This is a genomic window from Nocardia sp. CA-128927, assembly GCF_050955855.1.
In the GTDB taxonomy this organism is placed as follows: Bacteria; Actinomycetota; Actinomycetes; order Mycobacteriales; family Mycobacteriaceae; genus Nocardia.
Map to the genome: position 1 here is coordinate 4,767,857 of NZ_CP192087.1, position 15,977 is coordinate 4,783,833.

Annotated in this window: 16 protein-coding genes; all 16 read left to right on the top strand. The window is 64.8% G+C overall.

All coding sequences use genetic code 11. From position 1 onward, the window contains the following. Window positions 1–2 precede the first annotated feature (2 nt). The 16 genes from ACQPW1_RS22365 to ACQPW1_RS22440 all read left to right on the top strand — a co-directional run bounded on the left by ACQPW1_RS22365 (window position 3) and on the right by ACQPW1_RS22440 (window position 15,971). The gene (locus tag ACQPW1_RS22365; protein WP_433664638.1) at window positions 3–665 is read left to right on the top strand and encodes a DUF6668 family protein; all 663 of its coding nucleotides are present in this window, start codon (window positions 3–5) and stop codon (window positions 663–665) included. A 2-nt stretch (window positions 666–667) separates the two neighbouring features. After that, window positions 668–967, top strand: a complete 300-nt coding sequence (locus ACQPW1_RS22370) for a hypothetical protein (RefSeq protein WP_433664639.1) — start codon at window positions 668–670, stop codon at window positions 965–967. A gap of 127 nt (window positions 968–1,094) precedes the next feature. Beyond that, the gene (locus ACQPW1_RS22375; RefSeq protein ID WP_433664640.1) at window positions 1,095–2,009 is read left to right on the top strand and encodes an alpha/beta fold hydrolase; all 915 of its coding nucleotides are present in this window, start codon (window positions 1,095–1,097) and stop codon (window positions 2,007–2,009) included. Next, the gene (locus tag ACQPW1_RS22380; RefSeq protein ID WP_433664641.1) at window positions 2,006–2,239 is read left to right on the top strand and encodes a hypothetical protein; all 234 of its coding nucleotides are present in this window, start codon (window positions 2,006–2,008) and stop codon (window positions 2,237–2,239) included. Before ACQPW1_RS22375 ends, ACQPW1_RS22380 begins: the two co-directional genes overlap by 4 nt. A gap of 11 nt (window positions 2,240–2,250) precedes the next feature. Further along, window positions 2,251–2,883 carry a hypothetical protein gene (locus tag ACQPW1_RS22385; protein WP_433664642.1) on the top strand — a complete coding sequence of 211 codons (633 nt, stop codon included), beginning with the start codon at window positions 2,251–2,253 and terminating at the stop codon, window positions 2,881–2,883. A gap of 17 nt (window positions 2,884–2,900) precedes the next feature. Then, complete coding sequence (locus ACQPW1_RS22390) at window positions 2,901–3,707, top strand: hypothetical protein (protein ID WP_433664643.1); 807 nt, start codon at window positions 2,901–2,903, stop codon at window positions 3,705–3,707. After that, complete coding sequence (locus ACQPW1_RS22395) at window positions 3,704–5,188, top strand: hypothetical protein (RefSeq protein WP_433664644.1); 1,485 nt, start codon at window positions 3,704–3,706, stop codon at window positions 5,186–5,188. The genes ACQPW1_RS22390 and ACQPW1_RS22395 overlap by 4 nt, the downstream gene beginning before the upstream one ends. Then, window positions 5,185–6,657 (top strand): SCO6880 family protein, encoded by a 1,473-nt coding sequence (locus ACQPW1_RS22400; RefSeq protein ID WP_433664645.1) that lies wholly within the window; start codon window positions 5,185–5,187, stop codon window positions 6,655–6,657. The genes ACQPW1_RS22395 and ACQPW1_RS22400 overlap by 4 nt, the downstream gene beginning before the upstream one ends. A 50-nt stretch (window positions 6,658–6,707) precedes the next feature. Then, window positions 6,708–8,378, top strand: a complete 1,671-nt coding sequence (locus ACQPW1_RS22405; RefSeq protein ID WP_433664647.1) for a hypothetical protein — start codon at window positions 6,708–6,710, stop codon at window positions 8,376–8,378. A 61-nt stretch (window positions 8,379–8,439) separates the two neighbouring features. Beyond that, entirely contained in the window at window positions 8,440–9,429 is a 990-nt protein-coding gene (locus ACQPW1_RS22410; protein WP_433664648.1) for a hypothetical protein, read from the top strand. Between the two features lie 132 nt (window positions 9,430–9,561). Then, window positions 9,562–11,496, top strand: a complete 1,935-nt coding sequence (locus tag ACQPW1_RS22415) for an acyl-CoA dehydrogenase family protein (RefSeq protein ID WP_433664649.1) — start codon at window positions 9,562–9,564, stop codon at window positions 11,494–11,496. Window positions 11,497–11,557: 61 nt separating this feature from the next. Beyond that, on the top strand, window positions 11,558–12,679 hold the full coding sequence (locus ACQPW1_RS22420) for a C40 family peptidase (protein ID WP_433664650.1): 1,122 nt from the start codon (window positions 11,558–11,560) through the stop codon (window positions 12,677–12,679). 268 nt (window positions 12,680–12,947) lie between these two features. Beyond that, entirely contained in the window at window positions 12,948–13,556 is a 609-nt protein-coding gene (locus ACQPW1_RS22425; protein WP_433664651.1) for a hypothetical protein, read from the top strand. Then, window positions 13,553–14,095 carry a hypothetical protein gene (locus ACQPW1_RS22430; protein ID WP_433664652.1) on the top strand — a complete coding sequence of 181 codons (543 nt, stop codon included), beginning with the start codon at window positions 13,553–13,555 and terminating at the stop codon, window positions 14,093–14,095. The genes ACQPW1_RS22425 and ACQPW1_RS22430 overlap by 4 nt, the downstream gene beginning before the upstream one ends. Next, complete coding sequence (locus ACQPW1_RS22435) at window positions 14,092–15,063, top strand: hypothetical protein (protein WP_433664653.1); 972 nt, start codon at window positions 14,092–14,094, stop codon at window positions 15,061–15,063. The genes ACQPW1_RS22430 and ACQPW1_RS22435 overlap by 4 nt, the downstream gene beginning before the upstream one ends. Further along, entirely contained in the window at window positions 15,060–15,971 is a 912-nt protein-coding gene (locus ACQPW1_RS22440) for a hypothetical protein (RefSeq protein WP_433664654.1), read from the top strand. The genes ACQPW1_RS22435 and ACQPW1_RS22440 overlap by 4 nt, the downstream gene beginning before the upstream one ends. The last annotated feature ends 6 nt before the right edge of the window (window positions 15,972–15,977 follow it).

Consider the following 15,977-nt stretch of genomic DNA (forward strand, 5'->3'; position numbering starts at 1 on the left):
CGATGGCCACACCCCTGCGACTGCATCGTGACGAACCGGAATCAGTGGGCTCGGATCGGCGGCTGGATCCGGGAACGGTCACCGCGCCCCCATCGGATCGTTGTGCGTCAGTACGCAGTACAGCGCTACCGGTCACCGGTCCACATCCACCACTGTTCGCCGTCCTCGGCGCGCACGGCGGTGCCGGTGCCAGCACGCTGGCGCGCTGGTGGGCTCCCGCAGCGGATACCGGGCTGGCGTGGCCGGGCTCGCCCCGCAGCACCCAGCGTGTCGTGGTGGCCGCACGGCTGTGTATGCCCGGACTTACCGCCGCAGCCGAGCGACTGCGCGAATGGCATGCCGGTCTGGCGCCGGATGGCGTCACTGTGATCGGTCTGGTGCTGACTGCGGCACGTCCCGGCCGCGTGCCCGCCACCGTGCGCCGCTACCGCCGGGTGGTCGCCCAACTGGTCGAGGACCTCTACGCGATCGGCTGGCACGACGAGCTGATCGCCTGCGACCTGGCCGACCTCGCGCAATATCTGCCCTTCGACCCCGTGCCACCGCGACGTGCTCGCATACACGACGCCGTCCCCACTGACGTGCACCGGGCCGGGACCGCCATCCTCACCCGGCTTGCGGCGTCACGGGAAAACGCTGCACCACAACCTGATTCAGAGAGATAACAGTGACTACCGCCTACCTGATCGGTGAAGCAGTCAGAGTGCTGGCCGACGAAATAACCATCGTGCCGAAACCACCACCCGGCTCGCTGAAGTTGATCAACGTCGTCAACTACCTGTCCTGGATCGTCATGCTGGCCGGGGTCGCCGCGCTGATCTATGCGGGCGGCAAGTTCGGTTGGGAACGTTTCCACGGCGGGAGCCTCGAATCACCCAAGATCGTCCTCGGCGCGCTCATCGGCGGAATTATCGCTACGGGTGCTGGCGGCATCATGAACGCCGTCGTCACGGGTGGATCACCGTGAGGCGCCGCATGCGGCTGGCCCGCAGCAGTTTCGCCCGCCGGCCAGTCATGCGTTGCTCAGAGATTCGGCCGCGTGATCACACCCGCCATCAGCGTCTGCCTCGCCGATCTATTCGAGGACACATCCGATGATTCGTAACCAGGAACACGTACTGACCGTGCCCACGAGTGATGGGCTGCGGCTCGCGGCCAGACGCCTCGGTCGCGTCGACGCCCCCGCGACGATCGTCTACCTCCACGGGATACTCACCGACTCGTCGTGCTGGGATGCGGTGACCCGGCATCTGCACGACACCCTCGACGGCGGAATCGTCCAGATTGCCTACGACCAGCGCGGATACGGACACTCCGGTCGTCCGAACCGACACCAGAGCACTACTTTGCATCAGTTGGCCGATGACTTGGATGCGGTCATGACCCATGCTGTCGGTGCTGTCGTGCTGGTCACGCACTCGGTGGGGTCACTGGTCGCCCAAGCCTACGCAGAGCTCTATCCCGATCGTGCCGCAGCGCTCTCGGGAATCGTTCTGCTCAACGGCACAGCGGAATTGCCGTGTCTGCCAAGTCAGTTCGTGCACCTATCGCGCCTTCGGCACGGACGGCTCGACTTTGCCACCGCAAGCGCTCACGCGATGCTGCAACGGCGGTTGACAGCCGGGACTCCGTATTCCGAAACGCCAGCGGAACTCGGTGACGCCGGGTGTCACGTCGATCCGCGAGTCCTCGCCGACGTGCTCGGTGCGATCACCGAATTCCGCCTCGAAGCCGCCACTGCCGCCACACTGCGCGCTGTCCCGACCTTCGTGGTCGCCGCCGCGAACGACCAGATCGTGCCCCCGAGTCAGTCCGTCCGACTAGCCGACGCCATCTGGGGCGACTACGACATCGTTCCAGCCTCGGGACATCTGCTGCCGCAGTCCGATCCGGAGGCCGCAGCGGCATTCATACTCCGAGCACTCGACATCGCCTACCGCACCGATGCCGATCGGCTGCGGGGTCCCGGCGGCAGCGATTCCCCTTCGCCTCGGGTGGACCGGCCATGACATACAAACGCCTACCCGATGACGTGGTCACACCCATTACCCAACTACTCGGGTGGCTGGCCTGGATCGTGCTGCTGCTGTGCATCGGTCGGGCCATCTGGGTCGGCGGCCTCCTGGCCGTCCGGATCTACCGCGAGGAATCAATCGAAGGACTCGTCGGAGCCCTGCTCGGCGCAGTCCTTCTCGGATCCGCAGGCGGTCTCGCCGCGGCCCTCTATTCCACTGACTAGCAGGAGACCAGGTGAACAACATCCTCAGCTACGGCAGACTGACCGCGCTCGGCCTGCTCGCCCTACTAGGTCTCACGACACTGATCGGATGCAGCGACAGCCAACCCGGCCGAGCTCCTACCAGTGAACAAGTCGACGTTCACACAGCGCCAACCGGCGTGAAGTGGACCACTTTCCAGGGAATCCCGGTCCCGACCGCAGACCAAGGCCCGACGACGACCAATGGCGCGGTGGTGGCAGGTTTCGCTCACACACCGCCCGGGGCGGCGCTGGCAGCAATCCAAGCCACGGTCCGAATCTCGGCGGCCACCGATACTCAATGGCCGCTGATCGGGCAGCAGATGCTGATAGCCGGACCGGGCCGCGACGCCTGGGCCACTACGCGCGCCCAAGTGTCGATCACCACGCCGGTCGCGACCGGCGCACCGAAAACCCTCGGCTACGAGATCACCGGCTACACGGCCGATCACGCTGATGTCGCGATCTACACCATCCATCCGGACTCCTCGCTCACCCGAAATCTCGCGAGCGTCGTGTGGCAGTCCGAGGATTGGCGACTGCTGTTGCCCGAGCAACCCCGCACACCGCCGGTATCAGCGATACCCATTCCACCCATCGGCATGGTCGAGCTGGCCGCGAAATAAGCATGGAGACAACAGCTATGAAATCCAACCGCCTGCTGATCATCCTCCTCGTCAGTATCGCTGTCGTAGTCGCCGCCGCGTTCATCCTGACCATCACCGACAACCACAGCACACCGAGCACACCCCCGGCCACCGACCACCCCGTCAGGTCATCCTCACCGAATCAAGCCGCTCCAGCATCGAGTAGCCCCGCCCAACTCCCGACCACCGACCTGTTCGGCAACCGACTCGACGTGCCAGCGCGCGAAGAAGGCGTAGCGCTACAACAAGATCCCTCGACCAGACCGGACCCCGCAGGACCGGGCTACCTGACCGCGGCCCCCGCACGAATGCAATGGCAGCGCGGCTGGGGAGGGGCCGCTCTGCCCGTCTCCAGCAGCGACGGACCCACACACATCAGCGATGGCATCGCCTCCGGCTTCGCCAACACACCCCAAGGCGCTGGCCTGGCTGCCTACGACGCACTCGGCCGAGCACTGGCCGCACCCTCTGGTGTCTGGCAGCAGGTGGTGAACGAGCGCTACTTCGGCGGTGGACAACGATTGATCGACCGGTTCACGCGCTCACGCCGCGGCACCCCCGACGCGGCCAGCTTCGTTGTCGTTCCCGAAGGATTCCGCGTGCTGCCCGGATACCGCCGGGACTTCGCCGTCGTGCAGATAGCCGTGAAATCCGTTGGCGGCTGGGCCTACTCGACGTGGCCGATGGCTTGGACCGATGACGACTGGCGAATCCGTGTCCCTGACGATATCGAAACCTTCTGGGCCCCAGGCATTCCTATCAGTTCGTTGGCGGATTTCGGGTCATGGAAGGGCACCGAATGAACACGGCTGCTATCCAGATGGCCGTCGACGCACACGGCTGGCGCACCCAGGTTCCTATCCCTGGGATTTGCGATATCCCGTTCGGACCGAGAGAAGCCTGCGCGCTGCGGGACTTGGGCACCGAAGCAGCGGGCGACGCGATCAACTCGGGGTTCGACGACATCGTGGACAAACTCGTCTCCGGTGTGGCATTCGTGCTCAGGCTGGCGCTGATGTGGTGGTTGGAGTTCCCCTCACCACAACTGACGGCGAGTACTGGTGAGCCGGGTCCGGTGCTGACGTCGATCCGTGGCTACACCGGCGGCCTACAGATTCTGTTGATGACCGGTGGCATCATGTTCGCCGCTGCCCGGTTGGCGATGTCCAAACGCGGCGGCGTCGCGGGCGAAGCGCAGGAATCGTTTCTGGTCTACGGCAGGGCGGTCTTCGCGTCGATGACCTTCGCCGCGGTGATCACCATGGGCACCCGCGCAGGAGACGCGTTCTCGAGCTGGGTGATCTTCGACGCCACCCACGGCGACTTGAACACCGCGGTAGCTCGGCTCACCGAGTTCGATCTGCGCAGCCACACCGGGTTGGGATCCGGGGTACTGCTGGTAATCGGCATTCTCGGGCTGATCAGCCTGCTGGTGCAACTGGTGATGCTGGTGGTGCGCCAAGCGCTGCTGATTCTGGTGGTCGCGGCGATCCCGATCGCCGCGGCAGCGGCGGGAACCGCGCCAGGAGGGCAGGCGTACAAGAAGATGCTGGCCTGGTCGCTGGCGTTTGTGTTGTGGAAACCCACCGGCGCGCTCGTCTATGCGATCGCATTCACCGCGGCCGGGACGAAAACTGAAGGGCAGCAACAGGATACGCAACTGGTGTTGCTGGGCTTGATCCTGCTTCTGATGGTGCCGATCGTGCTACCGGCGCTGATGCGGCTGATCGCGCCGGCGGTAGCGACCCTGGGCGGCGGTGGAGGTGCCGCAGCGGCACTGGCCGGGGGTGCGATCGGCCTCGCCACCGGATCAGCTGGCGGCGGGTCAGACGCACGCAAGGTCAGCGAAGGCGAAAACGCGCCAAGCGGTGGGGCGTCTCCGACAGGGGGACAGCCATCAGGAGGCGGCGGGGGCGGTGGAGGCGGCGGTGGTCGGCCGCTGGCCGGTGGAACCGGCGGGGGTGCGAGCACAGGGATCAGCGCATCGGGCGGCGGTGGAGGAAACGGAGGTTCGCCGGCAGGCGGTGGTGGGACTTCGGGCGCAGCGGCTGCCCCTGCCGAGGCGGGCGGAGCGAGTGCCGCTGGCGCCCAGGGCGGGGCCACCGCGGCGTCAGCGGGTGGTGCGGGCGCGGCTGCTGGGCCTGTCGGCGCAGCCGTGATGGGAGCACAGATGGCTAAAAACGCTGCTCAACAGGGGATTTCGTCGATAGACGCCCAGGGGCGTGATGCCACCGATTCCGGAATGGAAGTCAACGCACCGGTGCCGGGGGAGGTCCGGCGATGAGTACACGCATGTACGGGCGATGGGAACGTCCACGCTCGGCCGGTTTCTTCGGCCTCACCTGGGGCGCATCCATGGCCGGTCTCGGTCTGGTCATCGCGATCATGGCCACATTCATGACCACCCGCTCGTTACCGCTGACAGGGCTCTCGATAACGGTCGCTGCCGCAATATTCGTACCGCTGGTCATTACCCATAACGGGCGCACCGGTTGGGAAATCGCGGTATTGCGCACCCAGTACGCGATGGCCCGCTCACGCGGCGAACAGGTCTATCACGCAGGCCGATTCTCCCGCATTCCCGGAACCGCGAGATTGCCTGGCCTGCTGGCAGATTCACGGCTGAGCGAATATGAGACCGCAGGCGGCAAACGCTTCGCCATGCTCCACATCCGCCGCACGGATCACTACTCGGTGGTGCTTCGGGTGATCCCCTGTGGCAAGGAGTTGGTGGACCAGCACCAGATCGACGCGTGGGTGGAAGGTTGGGGACAATTCCTCGCCGCGCAAAGCCGTGGTGGTGAAGTCGTCGCTGTCACCGCGGTCGTGGAGAACGTCGTCGAGACCCGGCTCAAGCAGCGTCGCGAAGTCGCCCGGCTGGTGCGTCCGGACGCACCGGAATTCGCGCAGGCAGTGATGCGCGAAGCCGCTGCCGATGTCGGGGGTATCGGCGTTCGACTCGAGGCACGAATCGCGTTGACCTACCGCGCGATCGGCAAAGGCAGGATTCGTCGAGACGTCGCCGAGCAAGCACGCGAGATCGGGCAACGCCTGCAAGGAGTGCTGTCCCACCTGGCCCGCGCGGGACTGCCCGCAACCCCACTGCAGGCGTGGGAAGTCATCGGACTCGTGCGGTCTCGATACGACCTCGCGTCCCAGCGCGACGTCGAAGCGGCAGGACCCGACATCACCACCACTCAATCGTGGGATACCGCAGGACCCGTCGCACACCAAGATCGCTGGGACCACTACTGCCACGACGGCGCACGCTCGATCACCTGGGAAATGGATGCCGCCCCGCGCGGCGCCGTCTTCGAGACCGGGCTCGAAGAGTTACTGCGCCCACGCGCGGACGTGCCACGCAAACGCATCGCGATCGTCTACCGGCTCCATTCCGCCGCCGAAGCAACCAAGCTGGTCGATTCGGACTTCCGTGACGCGCTCGCCGCAGAACAGACAGAACGCGGGATCGCCTCGGCCTCAGCGTCATTGCGCGTAGGCAACACCAACGCGGCCCGCCAAGAACAAGCCCGGGGGGCCGGACTGACGCGGTTTGGATTGCTGGTGACGGTGAGCGATCACCTCCAGGCCGATCTGCCCGGTATCGAAGCATCGGTAAAGGGAATGACCGACGCCTCCCGTCTGGGGGTTCGGCGCTGCTACGGCTCGCAGGCCGCGACATTCGCCGCGTCGCTGGGAATCGGGCTAATCCTGCCGGAACATACGTCGATCTCGAAGCGGGTCTCAGCGTGAGCACCGCCCGAGAAAGAAACCACCGCAAGCGCACACGAGCCGCGACATCGATGACCGTCGCCGGAATCCGAGTCCTCACCCCCGAGGCCCGCGCCCTCGCAGAAGCCGACGCTACACGCCGCGGTCTGACAGGGCTGCGGGCGCGGCTGAGGATCTCCTCCGATGATCATCGCCGAGCAACAGCGGCCCGACGCGAGGAAGATATCAAGCGAGACAACGGCTTCCATCGGTCGCTGGCAAAGCTCACCGACCGCGGATACGCCGGCCTCGGGGGTGGGCGAGCCGCAGTGGTGCCAACGACCCCGGAATGGCGGTCGACCACCGTGCAAGTCGCGGGCTTGTGGCCGTGGGCGATCGGTGCGAGCGCTCCGATCGTCGGAACTCCAGTCGGTGCCCACTACATCACAGGGACCCCTGTCCATTTCGATGTCATGGCGTGGTTCTTGAGGGGCTTCATTACCGCTCCGATCGCATTCGTTCTGGCGCTCAACGGTTTTGGAAAGTCCTCACTGATTCGCAGGATGGTGACCGGCGCGGTCGCCGCAGGCGAAACCGTGCTGTGTATGGGCGACACCAAACCCGACTACCGAGATTTGGTGGAGCGCCTAGGCGGACAAGTCATCGACATCGGCTACGGGCACGGAAAGCTCAACCCACTCGATGTCGGAGCACTCGGCACGATTATCGCCAGACTGCCGGACCCGGACCTGCGCCGCCAAGTAGCCGCACGGGTAGAGGCGGGACAGGTCAACATTATTGCCGGGCTGATCGAGCTGGTGCGTGGCTCGCGCTGCGCGGACTACGAGGAAACTCTGATCGCGGCGGGACTGCGTGAACTCTACAGTCCGGCTGGCGGATTCACCCCGGAGGATCCGCCACTGCTGTCGAACTTGCTCGAGGTGATTTCCGGTAGTGCGGAGCGGCTGCAGCAGTTCGCTGAAGAAGACGACCCGACGAGTTATCGGGCGAGCACCAAAACGCTGCGAAGGTCGTTACGTGCCTTGGTAGAAGGGCCATTCGGCGAAATCTTCGACGGACGCACCACTAGCAGACTTGATCTGAATACGCCCGCGATCTGCGTCGACGTATCACGGATTCCTGAAGGCGACACGAAACTCCTTGCTGCGGTACTGATGGTGTGTTGGTCCAGCGGCTTCGGGGCTGTCGCTGCGGCCCATTACCTCGCCGATGTAGGGCTCGCCCCCAAACGGACCTTTGAAGTCGTCATGGACGAGATCTGGCGTGTTCTCGGAGTAGGGGACTTCATGGTCGACCGGGTCGATGCGTTGACCAGGCTCAATCGGCCATTGGGGACGGGATTGATCATGTGCAGCCACACCATCAAAGACCTCACTTCTTTTGATTCTCTTGCGGCTAGATCTAAAGCGCTGGGATTTTTCGAACGGGCGCGGGCCAAGATTATCGGTCCAGTCGGGCCCGAAGAAGTCGATCGGCTGCGCGCCGCGGTGTCGATTACCGAGACCGAGAAACTCCTGATCAATTCCTGGGCGGCACCACGTCCCGCGACCGACGACAATCTTGATTCCACTACTCGCGAAACTCCCCCGGGCACAGGATGTTTTTTGCTCAAAACCGGCGAATCAGGGAAACCTGGAATTCCATTTCGGATGGGCTTCACTCAGACAGAGCGGGATAGCGACATCCACAACACAAATCGGCGTTTCGACAACCTCGGCACAACACAGGAGGCGGTCAGATGATGATGAATCACGAATTGCCGTTCGAGCCACAATGGGTTCCGGTAGAGACGAGGCAGCGAGAATGGTAATGCACAATAACCGCTACCGCGTCGCGACGCAATTGTTTCTGGGCCGAGGCATGTTCCGGTCACACGATTCGACCTGGTCTGCGGTGCGTGCTGATGCAATCAGTCCTGAATCCATCGCGCAGTTGTGGGCGATCAATTTCCTGGCTGGCACAGCAGAGGCTCTGTGGTCGCAGGCCGATCCACTCAGTGCCGCCGACGAGCAACGCCTCTCTAGCTTGATCTGGCACCGCCGCCGGCTCGAATACAAGGCTGCTGCGGATGGGATTCCACGGACCTGGATCGATTATGCGGGAGACCTTGGGCACATGGGTGTGGCCTTGAGTCCCGATCACCGGTTGCCGACCCCATGGATCGACCATCGTGCGCGGCTGGTGCGCAGTATCCGTGCGGACGTGAACCGGTTGACAACGATGGCGTCGGCCTGCGTCGTCCGTGCCTACCGTACTGGCGTTACCGGTCTACCAACCGAACCGTGGACGTTCGGTGAGGATGCGGATCAGCTGTTGCGCAACATGAGAGCGATCCGTACCAGTGCCGCTCGCACTGCCCAGGCCATCGGCGCCGAGGATGACGAGCGCCGCCAGTGGTGGCACATATCGCAGGTCCGCTGGCAGGCGCTGATCGCGCTGCACATGAGTACCGAGATCGCTGCGCTGAACCGGTGGTGGTCGGTTTACACCGACCCGGAGATCCGTTCCCACGTCCGTGGATTCGTTCGGAATCTGCCCTTATATGCCGAACTCACCTCACCGACCGGCTCACGCGCCCACACGTGCACAGGGGTCTGGCCCCCGGACCCATCGGTCTGGCTGGCAGCTGCCGCGACCGAGCTGAATGCCCCAACCAGCATCACCGCTGCCGACACAGATCCGGGAAGCGACATCGTTCCCGACGCGGTGTGGTCCGCAGAACCTGAATGGAGCCAGCCTCCCGGCCCCACTGATCAATCGTTCTGGCCCGGCGCCATAGGCCCCGACCCGTAGACGTCTAGAACTGCGAATACCGGCCCCGCACAACATGTTCCGGCGGCGAACACGCACGTTCGAGGACGTTGGAACGTCACCAAGACCACGACAACCTGACCTGCCAGCTCGCACCACACCGGAAGGACGGCCATGGCAACGTTCGGCACTCCATCACAACAGCACACCGACTCCGGAGCACTGCCGTCACATCAGCGACCTCCCGTTGCCACGGAGCCCTCCGCCTCGCTTACCCGCGCCATCTTCGGCGACGAGCACGAATTCACGCGCCACCAGCGGATCCGTGACGCGTTGGCGGCTGTCGGAGATGTGCCGGGCACCGGCACCACTCAGGCCGAACAAGCGTGCGACAGCTACAGGTTGCTGAAGATCGCCGTCGACGCCCTCGGGGGATCGAGCCGCGCGATCGCGGTCGACGAGCGTGCCTCGTATTCGTTGTTCGACTGGGCTGCCGTGCTGGCGCCGCGCGTGCTGGCGCTGCTGTCGGGGCACCTCAAATTGACTGTCGCTGCTATCGAGCAGCTTGGGGACCCGTCGCCGTTCCAGCAGTCGTGCCTCGAGGAGTTGGATCCCGTCCGCGCGACGGGAGTCGCGTTATTCACCGAGCTGGGCCACGGCACCGATGCGATGCACCTCGAGACCACCGCCACTTGGGAACCGCAACGCCGCGGCTTTCGCCTGGACAGTCCCGCACCGCAGAGCGTGAAGTTCATGCCCAATGTCGCTGCGATCGGAGTGGCGAAAACAGGGATCGTGGTCGCGCGGCTGATCGTGAATGGTCAGGACGAAGGGGTCTGGCCTTTCCTCATGCGCCTGCGTACCGCCGATCGACTGACCGATGGCGTCGAAGTCAGCGCATTACCCGACGCTGGCTTCGGACTGTGGATGGATCACGCGCTGACCAAGTTCGACGGTGCACTGCTGCCCGAGTCCTCTCTGCTCGGCGGCAAAGTCGCCTGGTTCGATCGAGATGGCCGGTTCCATTGCACCCTGAGCTTGGCGCAGCGCTTCGCCCGCACCACCAGCCCGCTCGCCTCCGCACGGCTGTGCATGAGTGGGGCGGTCATGGCAGCCGCACGTGCAGGAATGGCCCTGACCATCGGTTACGCCGGACGCCGAGTCATCGGTCCGAACGGGCGCACCATGATCGCCGGTGACCATGTGGCGCGCCATCTGGTGCACGCGATGGCCGAGGTGTGGGCAATGACCTGTCTGGTGAATACCGTGCGCGAGCACTGCGCCCGCGACGACGTCGCCGTCGAACAGGTGGCGCTGTGGGGGATGCTCGTCAAGCCCATCGCCTCGCACACGGCATGGAGATCACTGGAGATCTGTCGGCAACGCTGCGCTGCTCAGGGCATCCTGCGTGCCAACTATCTGGTGGATTACATCGCCCTGTGCCAGGGAATCATGACCGCCGAGGGCGAGAACTGGGCAATGCTGGGGGCGGCGGGGCGTGCTGTGCGCCGATCAGGTCGCCCCCGACTGACCGGCACGAACGATCAAGGCGCGCGGAGCTGGTGGCATCGGCTGATCGCCGCGGTGTGCCGATCGGGCATCGTCGGGCTGGACGATCGGCGCGGACACAGGTGGTGGCATCAGCTACTCATCGAACGTGAGCGGCTCTTGGCTGACGGCACAGAGTCGGTGAGTCAACCCGACTGCGCGGCAGTCGAACTCGCGACGGCTGTCACAGTCCGAGCCGCCGCGGACGCGTTGACCGAGACCGCGAAAGAAGCGAAAGACCCTGTCGCACAGCGAGTGCTGTTCGACTTGGCTGCGGTGTACGGGCTGCAGCAGGTGAAGGCTCATGCCGGGTGGTTCGCCGCACACCGGATGCTGGGCAAAAGCCGCGCCGCCAGGCTCGACAGGGAACTGCGCTCCCGAGTCGCCGCCGTGGAGGCGCACCTGCCGACCTTGGCTCAGTCGTTCGCCCTGCCCGATCTACAGGCCCCGATCGCCGGAGACTACGTCGCGCGTTGGATCGAAGTCGCGGGTTGGCAGAACGCGTGGGAACCAGCCAGCACCACGCCGGTGAGAAACCGCCCGGTGAAGGCAGGTCGATAGCCGATGCGAGCGCCAGACATAGCGAGAACCGTCCGTGGAGTCCTCGAAAACCGTTGTAGCTGTGGCACTGTCGCTGCCGGTCGCACTGATTCTGATGCTGCTGATCGTCATCGGCGCCGACCCTGCCGTCTCGTGTGCGGCCACGCTCACCCCGAGCGTTGCGGGCGCGGCGCCGGAGTCGACGGGTTCGCAGGTCGCCGGTTTGAGCGACGGCCAAGTGCGGCTGGCGCGCAATGGTGTCGCCATCGGCGTGCAACGCCGCATGCCGGAATCGGTGATTCTTGCCGAGCTGATGGCGCAAGCCACCGAGTCATCGTTCCGGAACTTGGCGAATTCCTCTGTGCCGGAGTCGCTTCGGTTCAGCAACGACGGCATAGGTCACGACCACGACTCGGTCGGCCCGCACCAGATCCGGGTGTCGGTCCACCTCGCCGAAGCGGGTTCGATGGCCCGACTGATGGATCCTGCCTGGCAGATCAACTGGTTTTACGACCAGGCTGCGCGTCTCCCCGGGGCGGCGCGAATGTCGCCAGCGGACTTGGCGCAGGCCATCGAGATATCCGGCCCGGCGGCGTACGCCGGGCAACTCGGCCTCGCCAGGCAGTTGTATGCGATGTTCGCCAACATCGATCCGGCCTCGATGCCTGCCACTGGCGCTGGGCAACCAGCAGCCGGATGCGGTTCGGGAGGTTCTGGTGCACCGCTGACTGCGGCAGGCCCATTCGGGCTGGCTGTCATCCAGGCAGCACAGCGGTGGATCGGCACACCCTATGTCTGGGGTGGTGGCGACCAGGATGGACCAACCGGCGGCGGATTCGACTGCTCGGGCCTGACTCTCTACGCCCTCTACCAAGCATCGCGCGGACAGTTGCGACTCCCGCACTACACACAAGCCCAACAAGATCACCCCAGCGCACAAATCGTGCCATTCGACCAGCGCGCGCCCGGAGACCTCATCTTCTTCACCACACCCGGTTCGACGGACTCCCACCACGTCGCGATCTTGTTCAGTCGCAGCGACGACAGCCAGGACCCCAAGAAATCCTCCGACCTCGTCCTCCACGCCCCGCAGACCGGCCAAGCCGTCACGATTACTCCCTTGTCAGCCTGGGCCGGCGAGCATCTAGACATACGCCGATACAGCCCACCGACCGCGGCATCCTCCGAAAGTGCCGGTACCTGAACAGGTTTGGCCTTCCATACGTGCGCCGCGGGCGCGGCGAGCGAACTTCGATCCGTGACAGCGCCGCTGTCGATTCTATCCGTCGTTTCTTGAGGAGGTGTTCATGATGACCCAAACAGCGGCCGACCAGCGCGGCGCCGAGCGGGTCCACTCCCGTCTCATTGCCGCATATCCGGCACCAGGTCCCATTCCGGCCGAGCACGCTAGGTGGCACGAGGTTACGTGCCCTGAAACATGCACTGTCACACCGGAGCTGGTGGTTCGGGTAATGGCAGAAGAACTTCGTGGGTACACGAGCTATCGGCAATTCGATCGCCTTGCGGCCAAACATGGATTCACCACCTCAGCGCTGTTCGCCGGATTCACCACGGCGCTGCGATCTGAGGCCGGAATCAACTACGCCGAACGCCGTGCCGCCGATCGTGCCCGCGAGGCCGAACTCGCGGAGTTGGCTGCCGCCGGTGCCACCGGACCGCATCTGATGCTGTGGTCGGCGGCGACGCGCACACAGTTCGCCGTGTGCCGCGGCGACGGTCAAGTGATCTGGCGACAACGATTCGAAGACCTCACACCGCAGTTACCCATCGCCTCCGACCTCGACGCGAGCAGTATCGCCGCGCAGCAAGCGATTTGGCTGGCAGGCCAAGCCCGCCACGACTGGGGCGCGCGCGTGGCGACCTTGCATCTGATCATGGCCCGCTGCTGTGGCCGCCTCATCGACGATCTGAGCCAAGCGGCGTTCGTGGCTGGGCTGGTCCTGGACGTGGACGCAGATCCGGACAACACCGCTGCCGCATGCCAGTCGGCTGTTGGTGATGCGGTCGACTGGCGCCACACCGATCTCGGGTCACTTATTCAGCACAGGATCTGGAAATGACCCGCCGCACGCCGGCGTCGACCGTGGTGCTCGCGACTGTATGGGCTCTGACTGTTGGGTGCGGACAAGAATACGACACAGGCGCTGAAGTGACTTGTAGTGCAGCACGATTCGCGCCACCGCACCACAACGTCGATCCATGCAGCGGCGAGGAGGTGCTGCAAGCGGCGGTGGCCGCAATCTTCGGCTACGAGCCGACTGTGCACGCTGATCCGCGCGCCGCGTTCCGGACAGCGATGCCCCTGATGACCCCGGAATTCGCCGATCGCGCGGAAGCGGCTGCGCCCGTCTTCTCGCCGATCACTGCAGCGACCTGGCAGCAATGGCGCACCGACGCAGTCACTGTCACGACCAGTGCGCGGCTGACCGATGACGATCACCCCGCCGACACCGCGTCAGCGATCAGCCGAGTACTCGCCGTTGACCTGCGCCCCAGCGACGACAGCACAACGGCGGTGGACTTCGCGGTCTATACACACGCTTCCCGCACCAGTTCCGCAGGCGCATGGCTGGTTTCAGGGATGGAGGTCCTGGGATGAGCGGGGATCCCGTCGAAGAAGGAGCGGTTGCGGTCCGCACCGGTTTCATCCAGGCGTTGCAGACCGGAGCGATGACGGCGAACCTGATGCAACGCCGCGGTGCCGAGAGCCGGTCGGTCGCAGAGTTCGACCGCCGCACCGCGGATGCCGCCGCGAAAGAAGATCGCGAAGTCGAATTTCACGACCTCAAAGTCGACAGCTACCACGATCGCCACCGGCGCGAAACAGAACTGCACACGCTGGAAACACAATTCAAGCTAGGCCAGCAACAGCGCGCGAATGAGCTGCACGAACTGGACAAACAAATCAAGAAACGGCAGATGCAACGCGCGGATGCCGACTTCGACCGGCGCAACACCGACGGCATTCTCGAGCGCGGTGGCAAAGGGGACCTGTACGCCCTGGATAAACAATGGCGTGGGAACCGCGAGAAGCGCTTGATTGAACTACACGACCTGGATGTTGAGTACAAGCAGCTGCTCATCGACGGACGTAAGCGGTCTCTGGGCCTGACCGAAGTCCTTGCCGCCCAAGACCAGAGCACTGCGACGGCAAACCAATCGGCGGCCGAATTCGCTGCCGCACACAGCAGCAGAGACCTCTCGCCCGAACACGCCGATCACGCGGACGCCTATGCCGAACGCTTCGCCCAAGACGCCGGTTATGACCCGCAAGACCTGATCGATGAAGCGCTCATCACAGTCAACACCGAACCGACACTATCGACGATCAGCGAATTCACCGCGGAGTTGGCAACCGAAATCTATGCAGAACACCTCATCGGCACAGGATCCCAGACTGGCCCCACACCCGACTCCGATGAAGCAATCGCCAACGCGATCACCGCGGCCATCTGGTTAACCGGGGAGGACGGCATCGTCACCGTACTCGATGTGGATCAGTATCCCGACCTCGACGTGGAATCGCCGGGAGTCGACCTGGACCCTGACCTCGGGCTGGAACCATGAACTCCCCACCGGAGCCCCGATTCACCGGCAGGGACGTTCCCACCGGGCAGGCACAGCTACTCGCGACGATCCAGAACACCAGCGCGAAGATCGCCGAGGGCATTGACAAGTCCTTCCAAGCGATCTGGGACCCGCGCGCCAAGCAGGCACACGACCTACGACGCGTGCGTTGGATCACAGAGGAGATCGCGGCCTCCATCGGAGTGCCCGCGGAATGGACCGCACACGCGCGAACGGCCGGAGACCGAGGCGTGCGCTGGCGGGTCTCCCAGCGCCTGCCGGCGCCCGGACCGATCGACCGGGATCGGCTCGTCGACGGACTCACCGATCAAGCACGCAGGTTGCAAGCGATGGCCGCAGTGTCGGCGGGCTACACCCACCGTTTCGGCGAACCATCACCCGCGGAGCTTGCCCGAGTTCAGCACCGCATGACCATGCAGTGGGAACGGGTGGGCGCGGTCGCGCACGCGCTCGACGTCACTGCCACCGAGCGCGACCGCATGTGGCCGACCGACACCGCCAACTGGCATCGGATCGTCGCCACCGTGCGCGCCCAAGGCGCGATGACCCTCGCGGCGACCTGGCATCAAATGGCCGCCCCCGCCAATCCACAGATCGTCCGCCTGCCGGTGACCGCACTGCGTCTCGCGCAGATCGACGTGCGCACCGTCGCACCCGAGAACCTGCCCCCACCACCAGAACAGCTGCTCGCACTCGCCGAAGCCGCAACACAGGCGCTCGAGCGAACCGGCGCGGATCACCACGGCGCCGCGATCGAGGCGGCCATCGAAGCATCAGCCACCGACCTGCCGACACTCATCGACGCCATGGACGCGGCCAACACCGAATCAGCCTGTGACGAGCTGACTATCCCGACCCCGGTAGCCGGTGACGGAATCGAATTGTGAATCGCA

Coding starts and splice junctions, on each gene's coding strand:
- ACQPW1_RS22365 (WP_433664638.1), top strand. CDS start 3: ATGGCCACACCCCTGCGACTGCATCGTGACGAACCGGAATCAGTGGGC.
- ACQPW1_RS22375 (WP_433664640.1), top strand. CDS start 1,095: ATGATTCGTAACCAGGAACACGTACTGACCGTGCCCACGAGTGATGGG.
- ACQPW1_RS22380 (WP_433664641.1), top strand. CDS start 2,006: ATGACATACAAACGCCTACCCGATGACGTGGTCACACCCATTACCCAA.
- ACQPW1_RS22390 (WP_433664643.1), top strand. CDS start 2,901: ATGAAATCCAACCGCCTGCTGATCATCCTCCTCGTCAGTATCGCTGTC.
- ACQPW1_RS22395 (WP_433664644.1), top strand. CDS start 3,704: ATGAACACGGCTGCTATCCAGATGGCCGTCGACGCACACGGCTGGCGC.
- ACQPW1_RS22400 (WP_433664645.1), top strand. CDS start 5,185: ATGAGTACACGCATGTACGGGCGATGGGAACGTCCACGCTCGGCCGGT.
- ACQPW1_RS22405 (WP_433664647.1), top strand. CDS start 6,708: ATGACCGTCGCCGGAATCCGAGTCCTCACCCCCGAGGCCCGCGCCCTC.
- ACQPW1_RS22410 (WP_433664648.1), top strand. CDS start 8,440: ATGGTAATGCACAATAACCGCTACCGCGTCGCGACGCAATTGTTTCTG.
- ACQPW1_RS22415 (WP_433664649.1), top strand. CDS start 9,562: ATGGCAACGTTCGGCACTCCATCACAACAGCACACCGACTCCGGAGCA.
- ACQPW1_RS22425 (WP_433664651.1), top strand. CDS start 12,948: ATGGCAGAAGAACTTCGTGGGTACACGAGCTATCGGCAATTCGATCGC.
- ACQPW1_RS22430 (WP_433664652.1), top strand. CDS start 13,553: ATGACCCGCCGCACGCCGGCGTCGACCGTGGTGCTCGCGACTGTATGG.
- ACQPW1_RS22435 (WP_433664653.1), top strand. CDS start 14,092: ATGAGCGGGGATCCCGTCGAAGAAGGAGCGGTTGCGGTCCGCACCGGT.
- ACQPW1_RS22440 (WP_433664654.1), top strand. CDS start 15,060: ATGAACTCCCCACCGGAGCCCCGATTCACCGGCAGGGACGTTCCCACC.